Origin of the sequence: Bacillus sp. TH30, from assembly GCF_016650875.1 — a bacterium.
In the GTDB taxonomy this organism is placed as follows: domain Bacteria; phylum Bacillota; class Bacilli; order Bacillales; family Bacillaceae_G; genus Bacillus_A; species Bacillus_A mycoides.
On the sequence record NZ_JAEKEY010000002.1, the window covers coordinates 792147 to 814412 of the forward strand.

A 22266-nucleotide genomic window follows, 5' to 3' on the forward strand; every position below is an offset into this window, starting at 1 on the left:
CTATATTTTTAAAATAAATTATCTTAAACTCAATGTTTTTTTCGCAAATTTATTGTTACAATATAAATTGTAACGGTTACATAAAGTTAAATAAGACTTGTGGTATTAAGTCAAGTATATGATTGATAAAAGCTAGAGAAGAATTTCTAAAAAAGAGCGCAGGAAACTAAACCTTAGGAATACACAGAACGTTAGTTCGTATTTTTAGATGGGAAACATGAATGTTTGTTCATATCCCTAAAGCCGCCTTGAAAGGATATCAAAAGCAGTAGTTAGCTCTTGATTTACACGCTCCTTTATGGCATGTAGAGTTGGTGGTTGCGTAGTAGCACATCCACCAGACGCACTAGTTTTCTCGCTGTTAAGACAAGGGCTCTTTTATGTTTGTATTTCGGAACTTCATCATATTTCTTTAAATAATAAGCACGGTAAGTAGCTTCACGAAGTTGTACAGAGTTGGCAGCTTCAACCATGTAATAACGAAGATACTGGTTTCCCGTTCGTGTCATGGGTGTTCGTTCCGATTCAAAGTTTCCAGATTGCGATTTTTCCCAGTAAAGACCGGTGTATTTGGCCAATTGTGCTTCGTTCTCAAAGCGTTCAATTTGTCCAACTTCCGCAATGATTCCCGCGGCGTATACGACTCCAATGCCTGGAACACTTGTTAAATATCTCGCTTCTGGAATGGCTTCGAATAAAGCAGTAATGCTTTTTTCTATCTCTTTGATTTGTTTTTTCAATGTTTGAATCAATCGTGCATAAGTGGCTAATACAACGTCCACAGAGTCTTGAACGACCTTACCTAGTCGGTAGGAGTCACGTATGGCTTTCTTGATGGTTTTCGCTAAATCTTCCGGGTCGCTAAAGCGTCCTTTCCCCTTTTTCTGAAGAAGAGTAGCGAGTGCTTCTAGATCCATTTCTGCGATTTCATCCAACGAAAGGGAATCTGAGAGTATTTCCATCATCGTCGCACCAAAAACAGAGGTATTTAACTCTTTCGATAACGTATTACATTTGTAGTAAAGGTTCTCCAGAAAGTGTTGCTTACATTCTGTTTGCTGGTGAACGAGTTGATATCTAGATCGTGTTAAACGTTGAAGGGCAACGTATTTTTCCTCCTTGATAAGAAACTTATTATACCGCCCGATTCGTAAAAAATCGGCAATACGGAAAGCATCTATTTTATCGGTCTTATCTTCTTCAAAGAGTTTTTTATACCGATGGATGGCTTTTGGATTTTGTACGACCACTTCCACGTCTAAAGCCCTCAAATCCTTATCTTCCGTTAGGAACATGGAAGGATGGAAACTATAGACGGAAGTAGATTCCATGCCAATGACAATTTTTTCATAGTTGTACAACTGGTGAAAATGGAGAACATCCTCCTTAATGGCGTTGGCACCATTCACATCGTTTGAAAGACAAATTTCTTTCAAAACAGTGTCATGACTGTCAAGAAAACATACATCAAGTTTTTCAGAGCTTACATCAATAGCTACGAATAATCTCATGGAAAGGACCTCCTTTCTTTGAATAGTATTTGGAATGAGCTTGGATACTGTGGGATCTCCCTAGAGTCCAAAACATAGCCACAACCTCGCGTATGAGTATTCAATGATTGCCTTCACCTAAGCTGCCCTCCCACCACTATGAGAGGTAAGTGAAGGAAACCGATACAGCTTGTGCGTATGCAGTGCATTTTGGTCTGGGTCACAGTCTTTTAACGTGGTCGAACTACAGGAGGAGTAAGCATATTCCCGATGGATCCATTTCCATACTTCCATTATCTAGGGAAATCCCCCAGTATCCAAGACTAAATTTTACCCATACATCATTTTTTTGATGTAGCTCTTGAAGATAAAAACTATTTAATTTTCAAGGAACAGTTATTAACTTAAAACTTATTATACGAGGAGGGTGTATCATGAAAAAAATATGCTTTGTATTAATTGTCGACGCTGGTATAAATTATGGTTCAATATTTTCTCTACCATTTTTAAGGAATCAGGATGATTTGAAGGAATATTTTTCTAAGTATTATGATGTTTCAATTAATTATATTAGGGATAAAAACTCAGTTGACTATTTGGTAGTTCCCAAACCGTGTCCACCTTTTGATAATGAAAATAATCTTCCAATAATTGAAGTACCAGCAATCTTATTTATGGAAAAGGATTTTGAAAAAATAAAGACTTATATAGACAATTATTTTTCTAATAACTCATAAAGAAAATAAAAGTACAGTAAAAAGAAGTCCGATAAAAAACGAGTGGCGTAGAATATTTCTATTAATCATTCGTTTTTTATTATATTTACATATATTTTTTAAAAGAGGATTATAGACGTTCTGAAAAAAATTAATTATAACAAGAACAGTGTTCGTGCTACCATCTACGGTTATTTTTTGGGTTCTGGTGCAAAGATAAAATAAAAGAGAATATAGCGCATATATTTCGAGCGGAATTGTATTTTATGCTGTTAGCCCAAACAATTGATGGATGAATTCTTTCTGATTTTGGACAGACTGGTCCCGTAAATCAATCTGTTCTTTTTTAATCATATGCATGGCTTCAACACCACTCAATATAGAAGTTGCAGTTTTAAATGACTTAAACCCCAACATAGGATGCACACGTTTCTTAATAAAACGATGATCTTGTTCCACTATATTATTGAGATATCTAACTTGTCTTAGCTTTATGCCTTCAGGCATATGTTTTTCTTCTTTCAACGCTTGAATTGCTACAGGATAGGCAGGGTTCTTATCTATTGTTATCACGCGAGGTTTAGAAACGTACGAAAAAGTCAGGGCTTTCTTGAAAAAACACTTGGCGGCTTGTTTATCTCTTGATTTACTTAGATAAAAATCAATGGTATTCCCTTCTGAATCAACGGCACGATATAAATACATCCATTGCCCTTTTACTTTAATATAGGTTTCATCGACTCTCCATGAATCATTTGTTGATTTTAGATGATGTCGTACTTTCTCTTCTAGTTGAGGTCCATATTGATGAACCCAGCGCATAATCGTTGTGTGAGCAATGGATAATCCTCTTTCCTCCATCATTTCCACCAGGTTACGGAAGCTCAAATTGTACCTTAGGTACCACCTTACTGTTAATAAGATTAGTTCCGGCTGATAATGCTTCCATTTGAACAAATTTCTCTTTTCCATACCGATCACACACCTTTTTTAGAGTAATACTATCAGTATGTCCAAGTTTAGGAGATTACTGGCAAGAGCTTTAGAGTTTTTGCACCAGAACCTATTTTGGTTCTGGTGCAAAAAATAATGTCATTGTGTACACTGAAATTATGCATAAAAAGTACGTCACTCTTTCTCGTTAATATAAAAGAATAGTAACGTGCTTTTAACTTTAAAAATAGCCTAAATGCTTAAGTTGATGGCGATGTGGTGGTACCCCTTCTACATATCAAGGTTCAGGAGGTAGTGGTCATAGTGCTGGTGTGAAAATTCAATTAGATTACAGATTTGCTTAGTGGTCAATTCTTACATGTTCATGTAAGTTCGGGAAAGAAAAATGATAAAATTTTGGTTCTACTTGCTTAACGTCTCTTCAACCGCATATGGTACATTGCTGGAGGATTACTATTATTTAATCTTTTATATTTTTTAGGCTATCGGAAATCTTAAAATGACCAAATATAATTTCTAACAATTAAAAGCCGAATTTATCCGTTTTGGTGCGCAAATTACTTAAGTTGATGAGCATGTATAGTGACCCCTGTACGTGTTTTAAAAGATAGAAAACAACTGTTTACGGTATAAAAATAGTGCTATTACTAAAAGGGATTTTTTACTTTTCCTTAGGATAGCACTACACTACATTAAATAACTTTATTATCATTTTACACATAGATTTCAAGACTCTATACAAACAGCTTTTAAACATATTACCTATATCTAAAAATCGTTATAAAATAATTAAATTATTCGCAATACCTTTTCCTAGGAAATATAACGGGCTCTTCTCACTTCTTATCATATATATCTTTTCCTTTAAATAACGAGCGAAATTCATTCAAAATAACTTTCTTCACGTCGGAATAAAAGACCATCATGAATAGCGCAGCCCCTAATAAAATCTCTTGAATTCCTTCGTAATCAATGAAAGCACTCATAATTAGCAAACCAAATCCAATATAAAAGCCAAACTCATTCTCTTTCTCAAAATCCTCATCTTCTTCATCAATATGTATTTTCTCTTTAAAGTTTTGATTCCCTTTTATTAATTCATCGAGCGTAACGTTGTACATTTCGCTCAATAAAATTAAATTATCAATGTCAGGGTAACTTTTATCATTTTCCCACTTATACACCGCTTGCCTAGTTACACCGATTTTCTTTGCAACATCCTCTTGCGAAAAACCCTTTGACTCTCGTAGTTTTTTTAGCTGTGCTCCTAAGTTCATAACGTCCCCTCCTTTAACAAATTATTACATAAAAGGAGATGAAAAAGAAAGAAACTATTAGTAACACTCACTGTAAACCAGCAGTTTACACAATAAAAAAGGGAGAGTAACTCTATTTTCGAGCCACTCTCCCTCATATTTCTATTAAAACAAATGAATGTTTTCTTTCTTGCAAGCTTCACGTAAATCGTCAGGCCATACAGAAGATTGAACTTCACCGATATGTGCTTTACGTAAGAAGTACATACACATTCTTGATTGGCCGATACCACCACCAATTGTTAATGGTAGTACGTCTTCTAATATACCTTTATGGAAATCATACTCACGTTTGAAGTCTTCACCCGTTTTCGTTAATTGTTCGTCAAGTGCTTTACTATCAACACGAATTCCCATTGATGATAATTCGAATGAAGCTTGTAATACTGGGTGCCAGAATAAAATGTCACCGTTTAATTTCCAATCATCATAATCTGCTGCGCGTCCATCATGCTTTTCACCTGAACGGAGTGCATCACCAATTCCAATAATAAAGACTGCACCATGTTCTTTCGCAATTGCATGTTCACGATCTTTCGGTGTTAATTCTGGATACTTATCTTCCAGTTCTTGAGAAGTGATGAAAACAATTTCTTCTGGTAAATACTTTCCAAGGAACGGATACTTTTCAAATAAGTGATCTTCCAATTCTTTGAATATTCCATAAATTGTTTGTACTGTTTTTTGTAAATAATCGATAGTACGCCATTCTTTTTGAACGATTTTTTCCCAATCCCATTGGTCAACATAAATGGAATGCGTTGCATCAAGTTCTTCATCACGACGAATCGCGTTCATGTTTGTATATAAACCTTCACCAGCTTCATATCCATATTCATGTAATGCGGATCTTTTCCACTTCGCTAGTGAATGCACAATTTCTAATTCTTCTCCTGAATGTAACATATCAAATTCAATTGGGCGTTCTACACCGTTTAAGTGATCGTTTAATCCTGATTTTTTCGTTACGAATAATGGTGCAGATACGCGGAATAGTTCAAGTCGTTTTGCTAATTGATCCTCGAAAAATGTTTTAACTTCCTTAATTGCGATTTGAGTCTCTCTTACTGTCATTAATGATTGATACATGGTGGTTTCCTCCTAAAATGTTTGGATGTTGTGAAAAGAAGCCAACAAAAAAAGCCCTTCTTTCCCAAAAAACTGGGACGAAAGACTTTGGTTCCGCGGTACCACCCAAATTAGCAACAGAGGTTGCTCACTTATACAGTACGGAGATTAAAAAATCTCGATACTGTTCTTCTTGTAACGGCGAAGTTCCCGGCTAAGTCTACTTTCCTATAAAGGATTTCGGTTAGCGACTCCAGGAGGTTCTTCATAATAGGCTTCGTATCAGGCTCACACCGCCCCTGACTCGCTTAAACTACATCCTACTACTACTCGTCCTTTCATAGTCGTTTTATTGTCACATCTCTGAAACATTTTATTAATGATTATTCTATACAAAAAATAGATAAAGTCAACAAAAAGTTTCAAAAAATTTTTCAATTCTTTATTTTATGCCTTTACCGATTGTTCTTAATATAACATTTTTATTTCCTTTGTCTCTTCAATCCAAAAAACATTTCACTAATTGAAACTAACATATATACAACAACTAGTGTGATTGTTCGAAATATAGAATCCGCAGTATTTCTTATTATTTTCATTTTCTTTATAATTCCTTTCAGTTTACTCGCAATTTCATGATATACTATAGCATTCAAGCAGTTTGTTTTTATTTAAAGCAAGCATAGTCATTTATCGATAGTATTTTTCTAAAACATTGGCTATTATCAAATCAGATTTTTTATATAACGGAGTGATCATATGAGTAAAACGAAAGCAAAACCGAAAAAAGGTGTAGGACAAGGTACAGGAAGTAAAGGATGGAACCGTTGGCAATCAAGTGCGAAAAAGAAAGCTGCAAAACCATACAAAAGTAAAGGTACAAAGAAATAAAATAAATAGTGGGAGACGAACAACTCCCACTATTTAAAGTTTCACTTTATCTCTTTACTTTGTACAAAACAAAATATAATTATTACAACAAAAAAGCTATGCTTTCATCTCTATGAAAGCATAGCTTTTTCCATATTAAATCATAAGAATATCGCGGATTTCTTCCTCCGTAATAGAAGATAACTTCTCTTCTCCCGGTTCGATAATTTCAGCGATTAAATTTTTCTTACTCTCTTGTAACTCGTGCATTTTTTCTTCAATTGTTCCATGTGCTACTAACTTAATCACTTGCACTGTATTTTTTTGTCCCATTCGATACGCTCTATCCGCAGCTTGTTGTTCAACAGCTGGATTCCACCACAAGTCGTACAATATAACTGTATCTGCACCTGTTAAATTTAGTCCTGTGCCACCAGCTTTTAACGAAATAAGAAATAGATCCCCTTCTCCTTCGTTAAACCGATTGCATAGCTCTACACGTTCTTGCGCTGGTGTACTCCCGTCTAAATAAAAGTATGGAACTGCTTGACGATTTAATTCACGTCCGATTATCGAAAGCATCTTCGTAAATTGGGAAAAGATAAGAATTCTCTTCCCTGTACTTCTGCATTCCTCCAAAATTTCTAGAAGCTGATCAAATTTAGCTGAACTACCTTTATAGTCATCAACAAACAAAGCAGGATGACAACAAATTTGCCGTAGTCTCGTTAAACCAGCTAAAACCCGAATTTTATTTTTACGTAACGTATCTTTATCCAAATGTTTTAACGTTTCTTCTCTTAACTTTGCTAAATAAGCTGCGTAAAGCCTCTTTTGATCTGGTAAAAGTTCTGATGATTGTAAGTGCTCAATTTTTTCTGGGAGTTCGTGTAATACATCACCCTTTAACCTTCTTAACACGAAAGGTTTTACCCGCTTCGCAATATCTTCACGTCTTAAATCACCGAACTCTTTTCTTCCCGGTAATAATTCTGGGAAGACGACGTGGAAGATAGACCATAGCTCTTCTAATGAATTCTCTACAGGTGTTCCCGTTAATCCAAAACGGTACTCTGCTTGAATCGTTTTTACTGCCTTCGCAGTTTGCGTCGTATGATTTTTAAACGCTTGTGCTTCATCAAGAAATAACGTATGAAATGGCCTTGCATATAATCTTATATCTCTTCGTAGTAAAGGATATGACGTAATGACAACATCAAATTTCGTTATATCTTTTAAAATTTTTCGGCGCTCTGCTTGATTTCCATCGGCAATAACTGCTCTAATATGTGGAGCGAATTTTTTTAACTCGCTAAGCCAGTTGTAAACGAGGGACGACGGAGAAACAACTAATATAGGCAGTTTCTTCTCTCGAATTTCCGGCAAAACAGAGTCTATAAAAGCAATACTTTGCAACGTTTTCCCCAGTCCCATATCATCAGCTAAAATGCCGCCAAAACGATAATAGGCAAGTGTTTTCATCCACTGGAATCCGTATGTTTGATACTCTCTCATTATCGCATCTAAGCCACTTGGCACCGCAAACTTCAGCTTTTTAGGGTTTTGAATGTTCTCTACCAATTCTTGAACGGACTCATCTAAACTTAATACGTTTCCTTCTTGCAGTGAATTCATCCATTTCACACTACGAATAAGAGGGACCTCTATTTCTTCGCCCTTTAAAAATTCTTTTCGAATACTAGATTCTTTTATAAACTGATTAATATCATTAAACTCTTTACTCTCAAGTGATAGTAGAGCACCACTTGCTAAACGATAATATTTTCGTTTCTCCTCAAGAGCGACTAATACCCCTTTAATTTCTGCCTCTGGAATACCTTTTATATCAAAGCGGAATGATAACCAATCAATTCTCTCTTTCCTTCTAACTCTTATAAGAGGAGCTGTGTCTCCCTTATGAATTCGTAATTTGATTGCTGACGTCGCATAAATATCAACTAAACCTTTTAACGTTGGAACAGCATGATATAAAAAGTTATACTCAGCTTCTTCATTATGCATAAAATAACCGCCTTCCGTTTTCGCGAAGGCACTGTCACTCATAATGTCTAAAATCTCTTTTTCCTTTTTCTCATCACGATTAAAAACAGATGGCTGCCCATCCTCTTCTAACGGATTAATCACGACGTTTCCATAATGAAATTCGAGACCTGCTAACAAACGATTTTTCACTCGATCTAAATACAATTTTGCTTTTAGCGAAGGCGTTTCAACACGATCTGATATTACTTCATCAATTCGCACAGTACCAAGCTTCATTAACCCTGGTACAACTTTTGCTACAAAGTGTTCCATCTTATCTGCTGGAATATACAATTGGTTACTACTAGAACGATTCATCATTTTTTGTAATTCGATAAGCCGCTTACAATCCTCAGCGTTCAACTGATACAGTTTCCCTCCAAATAGAGCATAACTATACGTATCCATTACTTCTACTTGTTGTAAGCCGTCAATATAAAGTGTAAACCCACCGTTACTCCCTTTATTAAACTCAAAATGTAAAGGAAGTAGCCCTTTTGAAATTTGTAAACCGTGAAAAGATTTTCCATCTTGATTAAGTCCCACAAACTCAACTTTAGAAAGTAAAGAAAGCATATCCTTCCATGAAGCTGGTGGTATTAAAATCATACTATCATCTTGTTTTGCATGTACTTCCAGTGTATCCTCATACATTTTTTCATTATGATAAATTTTAATGAGCTGCTGAATAATCGCATCCGTTTCTTGCTTAAAGCTATGTACATCCGGTGTATATGTAAATTCATTCGAACAATTATAGGACTCTCTTTTCTCCACATTGGAAAGAAATTCTCTAATATGATTTACAAAATACATCTTGGCGAGTTTAAACTGAATACCTAGCAGTGCCCCACCATTCTTCGTAACTACTGGCGTACATATAAATTCAACATGCAGTATTTCACGTGTATCAAAACGGTGTTGTTTACTTTTTGGCCTCAGTGGTTGTTCTGCAAACAACTGAAACATCCCGCTTGTTAAGCGTTCATTTTTGCTCATGTTTCCGCTACTAATAGGCAACATTCCACCGGTTTGCTGATTATAATTTATTTGTATCAATACTGCCGCAACATGTTGACAGTACGTTTGAAAAGACGCTAATGAAGGACAACTACATTTCGCAACAACATCACCTTTTTTAGCTTTTTCTACTGTAACATGAAAATCTTCGTTCCCTTTTACCGTCGCCTCGCAAATTTCTTTATTCTCATCATAATGATTTATTATTACTTTATTTGATTTATAATAAGCTTCGCCTCTTTTATATGAGGTTTCTCCGCATACTTCTTTAATAATCGATTTGTTTAATGTAAAACCCATTGTTTTGACACTTCCTTAATTTAAAACCAGTTTCTCTTAACTAACATTTTACATGCTCTACGAGAAAATATAAAATGTAGATTTAATAAAAAAAGATGCTTACTTATAAGCATCTTTTTTCACTCTATCTCCATCAACCGTTTCGCCTCAAAATACAACACTTGAATAAATTTCTTCGTATTAATTCGTATATGACCAGAAGTCGCTACTTCATCTTTTGTCATTTCTGTCATCCGTTTTCTAACTATAGTAAAATCAAAAAATTTCGGAGCATAGCTTTCAAATTTCGGATTTGAAAAGTCTGTTAACCCAAGGGAAGCTAAGTGATTTAACGATTGATAAATCGCCCTTCTTACCCTTTGCTCAGATGCTTTTTTCTCTTTATCAATATCCGTATCTAAAGCTATATCCCCTAATTTCCTTATTGTAATATGATGGAAAATATCTTTTAACGCAGGAAATCCAAATTCAAATGTTTGTGCTTTTTCTTGTCCATATAAATATTCCAGCATACTAAGTAAATCTTTACTTCCATTCTCTCCTGCAATACCGAGTTCTGATAATAAATAGCGCCCTGAATCCGCTATTCTTTTTCCTTCTTGCATTGGCTCATTTCGAACTTGCGGCTGTTCCCACTTAAAAACGTTATTCAATGATTTTTGAATATCATGTATAGAGCGCTCTAAACGAATACGTTCCATTACTTTACGTACAACAGACACAACTTCAATTTTATTTAATGGTTTTGTAATATAATATTCAACACCAAGTGTATACGCCTCACCAATAAGCTGTTTCGATTCAACTTGAGAAATCATGATGATTTTCCCTGTAAAAGAGGATGCAATATGGCGAACTGTTTCAATCCCATCTCGCATTGGCATTAATAAATCAATAAATAAAATATCTACTTTTTTAAAATTTAGTTGATCTGCTTCAATAAAAGCTCCATCTTCCGACTCTCCAATTACTTCTCCAAGATCGCCATCTTCAATAATTTGTGAAAGCATGGAGCGGAAAACTTCATCATCATCTACGATATAATAAAACAACTTCATTCTCCTTCCCGCTTTAAACTGCACTCCGGTAAACAAACGACAAACTTACACCCTTCACCAGTTTCCAGGTCTTCCAATCTTACTTCTCCTCCGAGCTCTGTTACCATTTCGTTTATGTAAGAAAGTCCAATTCCTGTTGATGGTGTTCCCGTTTGATCATACTTTGAAGTAAATCCAGGCTTAAATACTAATTTCTTATATTTTTGTGCAATACCAGGTCCATCATCAATTACTTCAAAGAATATATGTTTATCAAGTTTATATAACTTAATAATAATAACGCCATTATCCGCAATTGCTTCAACTGCATTTGCAACTAAATTATTAAAAATTGATAAGACCGTATACACATGATATTCTGCATGCTCACCTTCTATATGTTTAGAAAAACGTATATCTTTTCCCAACATTTCAGCGTACTTCTCATTTATTCTCACAATCATTTCCGCAAGCTCATGTCCTTCTACATACTCAGCCACATTTTTATCTAATAACAGTTTAGATAACCCTGCAAAAATCCTTTGATTATCCTTTTTTATTTCATGTACTTCTCCCGCTATTTTCAATGCTGTTTTACTACTCGAATCATCGTTCGCTTGTAAATTCCGATATAATTGATACGCTGTTTGTGTAATTAACTCCGCATTTTGTAACGTTTTTTTCAAATGAACAGATTCCACATATAAGTTAGAAAGATGCAGCAACATTTTTTCATTTTCTTTTCGCACTTGTGATTCTTTTAATTTTGTTTCATACAAGTTCATCATATTTAAAAAACCAAGCGCAAAGAAACTACGAAAAATAGCAATAATAATTAGTTTATTCACTTCAGAAACTGTTATCGTTGTCCCCAGCACTAACATATGATAAAACGCAAGTTCAGACATACTTGCGATAATTTCAATTGTAATTCCAAGACATCCTATCACAATTGGCTTCTGATGAAACTTATTCACCCTACAAAGCGAAAAAAGACTTCCATAAATAAAATAATAAAAGAACACAGGATAACGCAAATAAAATGATTCTGTCATATGGAATGAACCTTGCAATACCCAGTCAAGACATACACGAAATAAGACTACAGATATACCTACAAGAATACCTGCAGCAGCTGCTGGCACTCTTCTTAAAAATAGTAATAAAAAGAAGAAAAGCGGTGTCCCGAAACTAACACGAAACATATCATTAAAAGGATGAAAATTCAGCTCTCCAGCAATCGGAACAACAACCATTAATATAATTAAAAGATACATATCTTTCTTCCATAATTGATTCCAATTCAAAGGTGCCACTTCCTATGCTTTTTTTCAATTGTAAAAGTGAAAGCCCGCTTATAATTATAAACGGGCTTTATTTCTATATTCTAACCTTTTCTACCGCTTTTATTTGGCGATACTCCGGTTCCCATATTGCTTCTTTTACTGCAATCTTAATATCGTCATCACTTAAGTTCTCTCTAGCAACACCTTCTGCAACTGCAACTTTCGCTACTTCAATCGCAACCAGTTCAGAGATATTACGTAACTCTTCAACTTCTGGCAAAATAGGCGCTCCTGGCTGACTTGTATCTACCATACTTGCAACTGCTTCTGCTGCTGCTGCGAACATTCCATCCGTCATGACGCTTGCACGAACAACAATTGTACCAAGACCTAGTCCTGGGAAAATAAGTGCGTTATTTGACTGTCCAATCACATACGTTACACCGTTATATGTAACCGGTTCAAACGGACTTCCTGTTGCAACTAATGCTTTTCCTTCTGTCCACTCGATTAAATCTGCTGGTTTCGCTTCAGCAAGTGGCGTTGGATTCGACATTGGTAAAATGATTGGTCTTTCTACGTGAGAAGCCATTTCTTTAATAATTTCCTCTTTAAATGCGCCTGCAACAGTAGATGTACCAATTAAAATTGTCGGTTTTACATGTTTCACAACTTCAGCAAGTCCGATAGCATCATTTTGTTTCCAATCACTTACTTCAGCTTCTTTTCTTGCATATGGAATTTGGAAATCAAGAAGATCTTCCATATTATCTGTAACCAACCCATTACGGTCAATACACCAGAAACGATTATGTGATTCTTCGTCTGATAAGCCGACACGAACCATTGCATCTCTTACTTGATCTGCGATACCGATTCCAGCCGTACCAGCACCAAACACAACTACACGGTGTTCACTTAACGGTACACCAGAAGCTTTTACTGCCGATAATACAGCAGCAAGTGAAACTGCCCCTGTACCTTGAATATCATCATTAAATGTACAAACGTCATGACGATATTTATCTAAAATTTTTCGTGCATTTCGAGAACTGAAGTCTTCCCAATGTAGAAGTGCTTTCGGGAATTGTTTATTTACCGCTTGAACAAACGTATCAATAAATTCATCGTAAGCTCCACCTGTTATACGAGGGTGACGATTTCCAATATAAAATGGATTGTTTAATAATTCCTCACGATTTGTACCTACATCTAAAATTACCGGTAATACACGGCTAGGATCGATTCCAACTGCGGCCGTATATACAGCCAATTTCCCGATTGCGATGTTAATTCCACCAACACCCCAATCACCAATTCCTAATATACCTTCTCCATCCGTTACAACGACTAAATCAATGTTTTCAGCTGTTGCACCGATATTTGCAAATGCATCTTCAATACCTGATGGATCGTTAATTGATAAATAAATGCCACGTGGTTTACGGTATTCATGACTATATCTTTGAATTGCTACACCTACAGTTGGTGTATATACAATCGGTAACATTTCACGTAAATGCTCTGTTAAAATACGATAAAATAACACTTCATTTCGATCATGTAACGCTGTTAAGTATACATTCTTTAATAAATCATCCGGCTGAGAACTAAATTGTTCATACGCTCGGCGTGCTTGTTCTTCTAACGTTAAAACCGCTGGCGGTAATAACCCTTTTAAACCTAACTCTTCTCTTTCTTCTTGTGTGAAAGCTACCCCTTTATTTAAAAGTGGTGTTGATAATACTTCTGCTCCTCTTAATGTTGTTTCTAATGCACCATTAGAAGCCACTGTAAACTTACTCATAACATCCCTACCTCTATTCATATATAGCATTTCTATATTGTAAACAAAAAAGAGGGGATTGTCCCCCTCTTCTTTTAATTTTTCTTTAAAAGAGTTGCTCCTGCAATCCCTGGGTGTGTCATTTCGAATGGATCTAGAATTAACTCTAATTCTTCTTGTGACAATACACCATTTTTCACACATAGTTCTCGAACGGATTGCCCTGTCGCAATTGCTTCTTTCGCAACGCGAGCTGCTGCTTCATAGCCGATATGAGGGTTCACGGCTGTAATAATTCCTACACTCTTCTCAACGTACTCTTTTAAGCGATCTTCATTCGCTTCAATTCCTTTTAAGCAATTATCTGTAAAGGCACGGAAACCGTTATTCATAATGCTAATAGATTGAAGTAAGTTGAAAACAAGTACTGGTTCCATAACATTTAATTCTAATTGTCCTGCTTCTGAAGCAAGGCAAATTGTATGGTCGTTACCAATTACTTGGAACGCAATTTGATTAATTACTTCTGGCATAACAGGGTTTACTTTCCCTGGCATAATAGATGAACCTGGTTGACGAGCTGGTAGCATAATTTCCGCTAATCCAACGCGTGGACCTGATGCCATTAGACGAAGGTCGTTCGCAATTTTAGACATGTTCATCATACATACTTTAAGTGCTGCAGATACTTCAGTGTACGCATCCGTATTTTGAGTTGCATCTACTAAATCTTCTGCACCAACAAGTGGTAGTTCACTAATTGTAGCTAAATGTTTTACAACTGCTTCAATATATTCTGGATCTGCATTTAAGCCTGTACCAACTGCAGTTGCTCCCATATTTACTTCATATAAATGTTGACGTGATTGCTTGATACGTTTCATGTCACGTTCAAGTACGCGGGAGTATGCTTTAAATTCTTGTCCAAGACGAATTGGCACAGCATCTTGTAAATGTGTACGACCCATTTTAATAACATGATCGAACTGTTCTGCTTTTAATTCAAATACATCATGCATATAACCCATTGTTTGTAATAAGCCTTCTAATGCATTTAATGTTGCAATATGAATCGCTGTTGGGAATGCATCGTTTGTTGATTGTGCCATATTTACATGACTGTTTGGACTAATATAATCATAGTCTCCCTTTTCCATTCCTAATAATTCAAGGGCACGATTGGCAATGACTTCATTTGCGTTCATATTCATTGAAGTTCCTGCACCGCCCTGAATTGGATCAACGATGAAATGATCATGCCATTTCCCCTCAAGGATTTCTTGTGATGCTTCTGCGATAGCACCACCCTTTTTCAATTCCAATCTTCCTACATCTGCATTAGCAAGTGCTGCCGCTTTTTTTACAATTGCTAACGCTTTAATTAAACCTTCATGAACTTTGTATCCTGTAATCGGGAAATTCTCTACTGCACGCATTGTTTGTACACCGTAGTACGCATAATTTGGTACTTCTTTTTCACCTAAAAAATCTTTTTCAATTCGTACTCCATTTTTAACTTCAGTTAATGTTGCCATGATTACTCACTCCTTAACAATCTCTTACGCTGCTTTTGTTTGTTTGACCGTTTCTACATATTGTTTTGCTTTCTCATCATCGAATTCGCCTTCCCACTTCGACATAACAATGGCAGCTAATGCATTTCCTAATACATTGACAGCTGAGCGAATCATATCTAAAATGCGGTCAATTCCCGCAATTAATGCGATGCCTTCTAGCGGTAAGCCCATTGATCCTAACGTCGCTAATACAACAACGAATGATGCACCCGGAACTCCCGCCATACCTTTGGATGTTAACATGAGAACGAATAATAGCGTTATTTGCTCCGTCAGTGACATGTGTATACCGTACATTTGTGCAACAAACAATGCCGCTAACGCTTGATAAATAGCCGATCCAGTCAAGTTAAATGTATAACCTGTCGGAATTACGAAAGAGGCAACTGCCTTTGGACAACCGAACTCTTCCATTTTTCTCATTATATTAGGTAAAACAGCTTCTGAACTTGCTGTCGTAAATGAAAGAATAAGTTCTTCTTTTAAAATTTTCATTAATGTAAAAATATTTACTCCAACCATTCGCGCATTAATACCTAATACAATCACAACGAATAGTATAACAGTTACGTATACAGCTAGCACTAGTTTTCCTAAAGGAAGTAGTGTTGCTACACCAAATTTTGCAACCGTAACAGCAATTAATGCGAATACACCAAATGGTGCGAATTTCATCACTTGATTTGTAACCCAGAACATCGCTTCGAGCACACCTTCAAAAAAGTTAAAAACAGGCTTTCCTTTTTCTCCGATTGCTGCAACTCCTAAACCGAATAGTACTGAGAAGAATATAATCGGTAATAAGTCACCTTGTGTAATAGACTCAAATATATTTTTCGGTACAATATGAACAATCGTTTCTGCAAAGCCTTTCTTCTCTGTTGCATCTGCTGTTTGTTTATAAGAAGAAATATCACTTTGCTGTAAATTACTCATATCAACGCCAGTACCTGGTTGGAATATATTTGCTGCAAGTAATCCCATTAAAATAGCAATCGTCGTAATAATTTCGAAATAAAGAATTGTCTTACCGCCCAGTTTCCCAAGCTTTTTCATATCACCTACACCAGCTACCGCAACAATTAATGCTGAAATAACAATCGGTACTACAATCATTTTAATTAAATGAATAAATATATCTCCAACTGGTGTGATATAAGAAATCGCCGTTTTATTGCCATAAAAGATTGCCCCTACTACAATCCCTAAAACAAGTGCGACAAAAATTTGTGTTGCCAATCCGAATTTTTTCATTTATGTTCATCCCCTTTATGCGAACGCTTTCATTTCGTATTTATAAAAGCTTACTCACACATCATATAGGCGAACCTACAAAATCATACAAAAACCTACAAGTTCGTCACAAAAAATTCAAATTTATTTCTTATAATATTCATTGACACTTTTTTATAAAAAAGAAATAAAATAACCTTGATAAAACATCAGATTATTTCGTATAATCTAAAAGATATACGTATTCTAAATAAATGGGGATGAAAAGGAGTGGATGTTATGAAAAATCACGTGAAGAAGTTCATCATATCTATTTCTTTTCTATTTCATTTTCTTACGAAGGAACAAAGGCATTCGCCTTTGTTCCTTTTTTATTGCAATCTATATAGGGGGAATTGTTATGAAACCATATAAACGCGTCTTAATTAAACTAAGTGGCGGCGCACTTGCTGATCAATCTGGAAATAGCTTTAACTCCAAACGATTAGAACATATCGCAAACGAAATAATATCCATTATTGACCTAGATATCGAAGTATCCATTGTCATCGGCGGCGGTAACATTTTCAGAGGTCATCTAGCTGAAGAATGGGGAATTGATCGTGTAGAAGCTGATAATATCGGTACGCTAGGTACGATTATTAACAGCTTAATGCTTCGCGGCGTTTTAACAAGTAAAACAGATAGAGAAGTACGCGTTATGACTTCCATCCCTTTTAATGCAGTAGCTGAGCCATATATTCGCCTACGTGCAGTACATCATTTAGATAACGGTTATGTTGTCATATTCGGTGGTGGTAACGGGCAACCATTCGTTACAACAGATTACCCAAGTGTACAAAGAGCCATTGAAATGAATAGCGACGCCATTTTAGTCGCAAAACAAGGAGTAGACGGTGTCTTTACAAGTGATCCGAAACATAACAAATCAGCGAAAATGTACAGTAAACTGAACTATAACGATATTGTTAGGCAAAACATACAAGTAATGGATCAAGCAGCTTTATTGCTTGCTCGAGATTATAATTTACCGGCACACGTCTTTAACTTTGATGAGCCTGGCGTTATGAAAAGAATTTGTTTAGGTGAACATGTTGGGACGTTGATTAATGATGATGTTTCGATGCTTGTGCATGAAAAATAGTATTTTTCATCGGAAGTTTTGTCCACCCCCCACTAATTATTAGCCTTCTCCAATCGGGCTTTTACGAGCAGTTGATCTCCCACCTAACGTCTTTGCTTTAGCCGCATTTTGAAGAGGGAATCTTACTGCTCGTTAATACGAAATCAATAGTCCCCTAATTTGTATAACAAGGGGACTTAAATTTTTATCGTAAACTTATCAGGGTCATTAATAATGTTAGAATTTCTTTACGAAAGCTCTTCCGAATCCCACACTTCAATAAATTCAAAACCTTTTAAATCACTTTGTTCAATTAAAACCTTCAATTCATCCGAAATAAAAACAGCCGTAGGATGAATTTTTCCATTTATGTAAACCTTAAATATCATTTCATTTTGAACTATATTAAAATCAAATGCGAACTTTTCACAACCTACTATAAGGCCTGTAATCAGTTTTTTAAAGATTGCTTTATCACTATCAATTGCATCTAGTACATTCAATACATGAACTAAATAATATATTTCACTATTTGAGTTACGTATAAGGGGTAAGAATTCAACATCAGTACCTACTATAGACTCTAATAATTTTTTTGCCTTTTCACTAACCATTAGGGCACCAATTTCTCCCCAGAAGTGCGGAAAATCACTGGCCTTTCCTTCCTCTAAACATTCAATAGGTAGCTTTCTCCATGAATCTACTAATTTTATTGTAGAGTTAAACTTCCCTTCAAAAAACTTTTTATCTTCTTTATAATTTAATAATTGAAAAGACTCATAGTTATCAGAGGAACTTCTTAATTCCCAAATCTTCATAGCTATTCTCCTTTACTACTGAGTGATATATTGTTGTTTCTGAAACCTTACTTATTCATAATAAAAAGCTTATGCAAATACATAAGCTTCTTATATTTTATTTATTACTCTCTTGGGTATGAATTTACATCAATAATCTAATTTTATTAAATCTCTTTACGCACGCTCTTCTGAATCCCATACTTCTACAAATTCGAAACCTTTTAAATTGCTTTCTAAAACTGTATTTCTAAACTCATCAGATACTAAAACAGTAGAAGAATGTAATCTTTGATTTAAAAATGTTTTAAATATTATCTGTCCCTCAACTCTATTGGCAAAAAATGCGTATTTTTCAAAGCCTATTATTAACCCTGTACTTAGTTTTTCGAAAACTGCTTTATTGTAGTTAATTGCATCAACTGTATTTAAAACGTTCATTAAGTAATAAACTTCACTTGTAACATCATGAATTACTGGAAGGAACTCAACATTATTACAGATTAGAGGCTCTAATATCTCTTTTGCTTTTCTGCTAATCATTGGTGTACCAAGTTCCCCCCAGAACATAGGACAGTCACTTTGTTTATCCCCTTCTACACATTCAATAAAAAGTTCCCCCCACGAATCAGATAGTTTTATTGCCAAATCAATTTTCCCATCAAAATATTTTTTACGGTCTTCTTTCAAATTTAGTAGCTGGAAAGATTGATAGTTATCAAATAAGCTTTTTAATTGCCAAATTTTCATACCTTTTTACTCCTCTAGAATTTAATTAGTAAGTATCTATTATCGGTTAAATTAATTTAGTTTTAAACTACCATTCAATAACCTCTCTCTTATATTATGCAAGGCAGCAACTGCATCTTCTTGATTACCCCCAAAGCGTTTAACTTCACTTAATACTCTGTATACTTCCCTTATATACTCTGGACTATGATTACCTATATGTAGCGCTTCAGTAGTCACATAATCATTCACTTTATATGGTAAAAATACTCCGTTAGCCGCTGAATCATGGTGTATTTCAAACTCTTCTAATAGCTCTTGCACTTGTTTCGCCCTTTTATCCTTCCAAGGTGCAATGTGATGTGTCGCATTAGGATATGGCGGTGTTTCAACCCCTGTATCTTTAAGTTCTGCACGCAATTTTTGAGATGCTGAATAGGAATCGGGATATTCATTTTTCATCTCAACTCTATCAAAAACCTTATCTGCATAATCTTGTATTACTTCTTGTACATCTTTAACTTTACTTCTTCCACCAGTTTTGGAAAACATAAATGTTTCACGAGCTTTTTGTAAAACTTCAAAAGTTTTTATTTGATTGCTTCCAAATCCACTCGCACCTGCAAATGCCAACCGATCTGTCAGCGGTAATTTATTTGTGAAAGAAGAGATTCCTGTAGAAAATTTTGCACCTTTAGCTAATGTAGTGACTTTACTTATTCCCTTATCACCAATGATCCCAAGTCCAATTTGTGTAAAAGCATAACTTCCCCACTTAGCACGACTTTCAGCGTCTCCATTTATTACATCATTAATAAATGAATCTGACAATGTGTTCCACATAGCAGGTAAGGTTTCATTTAAATGAGTAACAGCGTATCCCATGTTCTCCCACGTTTCCCATTTACCAAGTGCCACAACACCATCTATTGTATCTTCAACAGCTTGACCCGTACCTTCTAAAATACCATCTATAATTTTTTCAGATATAGATTTTTCGGGAGGTTTCTTGCACACCGCTCCCTCTTCCATTGATCCTTCCTTTAAAAGATTATCAACTTGACGTTTTCTTTCATCAGCAATTTCTTGAATCGAAACGGTCCAATCCATATTTAATCCTTGTGTACTAAACGTACCACTTACAGGACTAAATCCTTTCCCGCCTTGGACTTCAGCAAGGCCGGCAGTAATGCTAGCCACTAGTTGAAGAGCTGTGCTGTAGTTATTACTGGACGTATAGTTAAATTCACATAGATGATTGTTTTGATTTATAAAAAATTTCAGTTATAAAACTACAGTTTTTTAAGCATTCAACTAGAACTCACTTAGAACCCTTAATCAAAATAGAGACATTAGCTTAACTTTATTTTAACTACATATTGAATTTTTTACCGAAGCGCAAATGAAGACGGAGGAGCACCCGCTAGACCAGATTATTTTTTAACTACCAATAATGAATTATAAAACAAAAAAGAACCTTCTGTTTTTTGAAGGTTCTTTCTTACTTCTCTACTTGTTAAATAAACAATACAGCTTCCTATTTACTATATTCACATGCTTCTTTGCACACACTATATTTTAAATTTCAGGTATTTCAGTTAAGTTATCACAAATAAAAATCAACCAATCCCGCAAATTTCTCCTTACAACGCTCCCAAAAAGATAACTTCTCAAAAAACTCTTTCGTCATTTCTTTCGAGTCATGAAAATCTTGTGTTAACGCCTCATTCACTTCTGATACGATAGATCCACCATGAATATACAAATTCATCTCATCATTTATATAGAAACTTCGTGCAGTTATGTTCGTTGTACCGATAACAGTTAGTTCATTGTCAATCAGCATTAACTTTCCATGAAACATACCTTTTTTATAACCATATACCGTAATCCCGTTATTAACAGCTTGACAAATATAAGGATACGCTGCCTCTTTAATAAGAGGAATATCTGGTTTATATGACCAAAGTATTTTTACTGTAACACCACGTTTTTGCGCTCCAATTAAAGCATTCATTAATTCTTTATTTTTCGCTATAAAATAAGGCGTTGTAATTACAATCGAATGCTTCGCTTGTTTTATTAACTCTATATATTTTTCAGCGACATAATGTCCATTGTAGCTAACCATCGTATGTAATGTATTCCCTTTACTCGCTTTATTCGTACTCCTCTTTATATCTTCTTTCGTATCTCGTTTCCAATCTAAAGCGAATTGCTCTTCTAAATCTTTTGCTCCTTCTCCTCTTATCCGTACATGATAGTCACGCCAATATCCAAATCGCTTATCTTTCCCTAAGTACTCATCCCCCATATTAAAGCCACCCGTATAGCCAATCTCCCCATCAATCGTCGTAATACGACGATGATTACGATGGTGAAGTGAATAAAATCCGAATGGCAATTCAGGTTTTCTACTATATGTAAAATGTACACCACTTTCCCGCAATTCATTTTTCATCTTTCTTTCAAATGATAAATCATTAATGCGATCAACCGATAAATATACGTTTACTCCGTCTTTCGCCTTCTCCTTTAATAAGTTTAAAAAAGTATGGCTACTTTTATCATCCGATAAAATATAAAAATAAGTGTAAATAGATCGCTTCGCTTCACTTATATCAGTAAATAACTGTTTATAAAACGACTTCCCTTCCACATATAATTGAAAGTCACTATAATGAGGCGCATACTCTGTCGGCATATTTTTCCCGGCTTCCATTTTCCTTCCGAGCGTAACATCAATATGCATCCAAATTAAAATAACAACGAAAATAGCAATAATAATAGAAGTGACTCGCAATATTTTTTTAATCATTTTGATTTCCTTCCACTCATATTACTTACTATTTCGTAGTGTTTCATTAAATTATGTTTTCATACAAAATGTATTTCTTACTTTTTGTCGGATGTTAAAAACT

16 protein-coding genes, 2 pseudogenes and 1 other annotated feature are annotated in these 22266 nt (G+C 35.2%); of the genes and pseudogenes, 4 read left to right on the forward strand and 14 right to left on the reverse strand.

Annotated features, from left to right (window positions below; all coding sequences use genetic code 11):
• Positions 1-296: 296 nt before the first annotated feature.
• Complete coding sequence (locus JFU20_RS06205) at positions 297-1511, reverse strand: IS110 family RNA-guided transposase (protein ID WP_201038475.1); 1215 nt, start codon at positions 1509-1511, stop codon at positions 297-299.
• Between the two features lie 413 nt (positions 1512-1924).
• Between JFU20_RS06205 and JFU20_RS06210 the strand changes: the two genes are divergently transcribed.
• Positions 1925-2227 (forward strand): hypothetical protein, encoded by a 303-nt coding sequence (locus tag JFU20_RS06210; protein ID WP_000717614.1) that lies wholly within the window; start codon positions 1925-1927, stop codon positions 2225-2227.
• Positions 2228-2470: 243 nt separating this feature from the next.
• Here the strand turns inward: JFU20_RS06210 and JFU20_RS06215 are convergent, their stop codons facing one another.
• Positions 2471-3178, reverse strand: coding sequence for an IS6 family transposase (locus JFU20_RS06215; RefSeq protein WP_033717956.1), 708 nt, complete (start codon positions 3176-3178; stop codon positions 2471-2473).
• Between the two features lie 251 nt (positions 3179-3429).
• Between JFU20_RS06215 and JFU20_RS06220 the strand changes: the two are divergent.
• A pseudogene (locus JFU20_RS06220) lies at positions 3430-3597 on the forward strand (transposase); the annotation flags it as partial.
• A gap of 399 nt (positions 3598-3996) precedes the next feature.
• Here JFU20_RS06220 and JFU20_RS06225 read toward each other — a convergent pair.
• On the reverse strand, positions 3997-4437 hold the full coding sequence (locus tag JFU20_RS06225) for a helix-turn-helix domain-containing protein (protein ID WP_201038476.1): 441 nt from the start codon (positions 4435-4437) through the stop codon (positions 3997-3999).
• A gap of 144 nt (positions 4438-4581) precedes the next feature.
• On the reverse strand, positions 4582-5565 hold the full coding sequence (gene asnA, locus JFU20_RS06230) for an aspartate--ammonia ligase (protein WP_201038477.1): 984 nt from the start codon (positions 5563-5565) through the stop codon (positions 4582-4584).
• Positions 5566-5635: 70 nt separating this feature from the next.
• Positions 5636-5895 (reverse strand) — a binding site (T-box leader).
• Between the two features lie 408 nt (positions 5896-6303).
• Between asnA and JFU20_RS06235 the strand changes: the two genes are divergently transcribed.
• Entirely contained in the window at positions 6304-6435 is a 132-nt protein-coding gene (locus JFU20_RS06235; protein WP_000047589.1) for a DUF3934 family protein, read from the forward strand.
• A gap of 135 nt (positions 6436-6570) precedes the next feature.
• Here JFU20_RS06235 and JFU20_RS06240 read toward each other — a convergent pair whose 3' ends face one another.
• From JFU20_RS06240 to JFU20_RS06265, 6 genes are all read right to left on the reverse strand, one after another.
• Positions 6571-9777 carry a DEAD/DEAH box helicase gene (locus JFU20_RS06240; RefSeq protein ID WP_201038478.1) on the reverse strand — a complete coding sequence of 1069 codons (3207 nt, stop codon included), beginning with the start codon at positions 9775-9777 and terminating at the stop codon, positions 6571-6573.
• A gap of 119 nt (positions 9778-9896) precedes the next feature.
• Positions 9897-10829: a response regulator gene (locus tag JFU20_RS06245; RefSeq protein WP_201039217.1), complete on the reverse strand. Its 933-nt coding sequence runs from the start codon at positions 10827-10829 to the stop codon at positions 9897-9899.
• Between the two features lie 2 nt (positions 10830-10831).
• Positions 10832-12130 carry an ATP-binding protein gene (locus JFU20_RS06250; RefSeq protein WP_088292916.1) on the reverse strand — a complete coding sequence of 433 codons (1299 nt, stop codon included), beginning with the start codon at positions 12128-12130 and terminating at the stop codon, positions 10832-10834.
• A 64-nt stretch (positions 12131-12194) separates the two neighbouring features.
• Positions 12195-13907, reverse strand: coding sequence for an oxaloacetate-decarboxylating malate dehydrogenase (gene malS / locus JFU20_RS06255; protein WP_050000287.1), 1713 nt, complete (start codon positions 13905-13907; stop codon positions 12195-12197).
• Positions 13908-13981: 74 nt separating this feature from the next.
• Positions 13982-15421 (reverse strand): aspartate ammonia-lyase, encoded by a 1440-nt coding sequence (gene aspA, locus JFU20_RS06260; protein WP_002012229.1) that lies wholly within the window; start codon positions 15419-15421, stop codon positions 13982-13984.
• A 24-nt stretch (positions 15422-15445) separates the two neighbouring features.
• Positions 15446-16717 carry a cation:dicarboxylate symporter family transporter gene (locus tag JFU20_RS06265; RefSeq protein WP_002165995.1) on the reverse strand — a complete coding sequence of 424 codons (1272 nt, stop codon included), beginning with the start codon at positions 16715-16717 and terminating at the stop codon, positions 15446-15448.
• Between the two features lie 379 nt (positions 16718-17096).
• On the opposite strand from JFU20_RS06265, the gene pyrH reads away from it, so the two are divergent.
• Positions 17097-17840: a UMP kinase gene (gene pyrH, locus JFU20_RS06270; protein ID WP_002012233.1), complete on the forward strand. Its 744-nt coding sequence runs from the start codon at positions 17097-17099 to the stop codon at positions 17838-17840.
• 227 nt (positions 17841-18067) lie between these two features.
• Here the strand turns inward: pyrH and JFU20_RS06275 are convergent, their stop codons facing one another.
• From JFU20_RS06275 to cls, 4 genes and pseudogenes are all read right to left on the reverse strand, one after another.
• The gene (locus JFU20_RS06275) at positions 18068-18637 is read right to left on the reverse strand and encodes an imm11 family protein (RefSeq protein ID WP_002012235.1); all 570 of its coding nucleotides are present in this window, start codon (positions 18635-18637) and stop codon (positions 18068-18070) included.
• Between the two features lie 156 nt (positions 18638-18793).
• Complete coding sequence (locus JFU20_RS06280) at positions 18794-19366, reverse strand: imm11 family protein (protein WP_002165996.1); 573 nt, start codon at positions 19364-19366, stop codon at positions 18794-18796.
• 51 nt (positions 19367-19417) lie between these two features.
• Positions 19418-20602: pseudogene (locus JFU20_RS06285) on the reverse strand (AHH domain-containing protein); the annotation flags it as partial.
• A 349-nt stretch (positions 20603-20951) separates the two neighbouring features.
• The gene (cls, locus tag JFU20_RS06290; protein ID WP_201038480.1) at positions 20952-22163 is read right to left on the reverse strand and encodes a cardiolipin synthase; all 1212 of its coding nucleotides are present in this window, start codon (positions 22161-22163) and stop codon (positions 20952-20954) included.
• Positions 22164-22266: the final 103 nt, after the last annotated feature.

Coding starts and splice junctions, on each gene's coding strand:
- JFU20_RS06205 (WP_201038475.1), bottom strand. CDS start 1,511: ATGAGATTATTCGTAGCTATTGATGTAAGCTCTGAAAAACTTGATGTA.
- JFU20_RS06210 (WP_000717614.1), top strand. CDS start 1,925: ATGAAAAAAATATGCTTTGTATTAATTGTCGACGCTGGTATAAATTAT.
- JFU20_RS06215 (WP_033717956.1), bottom strand. CDS start 3,178: ATGGAAAAGAGAAATTTGTTCAAATGGAAGCATTATCAGCCGGAACTA.
- JFU20_RS06225 (WP_201038476.1), bottom strand. CDS start 4,437: ATGAACTTAGGAGCACAGCTAAAAAAACTACGAGAGTCAAAGGGTTTT.
- asnA (WP_201038477.1), bottom strand. CDS start 5,565: ATGTATCAATCATTAATGACAGTAAGAGAGACTCAAATCGCAATTAAG.
- JFU20_RS06235 (WP_000047589.1), top strand. CDS start 6,304: ATGAGTAAAACGAAAGCAAAACCGAAAAAAGGTGTAGGACAAGGTACA.
- JFU20_RS06240 (WP_201038478.1), bottom strand. CDS start 9,777: ATGGGTTTTACATTAAACAAATCGATTATTAAAGAAGTATGCGGAGAA.
- malS (WP_050000287.1), bottom strand. CDS start 13,907: ATGAGTAAGTTTACAGTGGCTTCTAATGGTGCATTAGAAACAACATTA.
- aspA (WP_002012229.1), bottom strand. CDS start 15,421: ATGGCAACATTAACTGAAGTTAAAAATGGAGTACGAATTGAAAAAGAT.
- JFU20_RS06265 (WP_002165995.1), bottom strand. CDS start 16,717: ATGAAAAAATTCGGATTGGCAACACAAATTTTTGTCGCACTTGTTTTA.
- pyrH (WP_002012233.1), top strand. CDS start 17,097: ATGAAACCATATAAACGCGTCTTAATTAAACTAAGTGGCGGCGCACTT.
- JFU20_RS06275 (WP_002012235.1), bottom strand. CDS start 18,637: ATGAAGATTTGGGAATTAAGAAGTTCCTCTGATAACTATGAGTCTTTT.
- JFU20_RS06280 (WP_002165996.1), bottom strand. CDS start 19,366: ATGAAAATTTGGCAATTAAAAAGCTTATTTGATAACTATCAATCTTTC.
- cls (WP_201038480.1), bottom strand. CDS start 22,163: ATGATTAAAAAAATATTGCGAGTCACTTCTATTATTATTGCTATTTTC.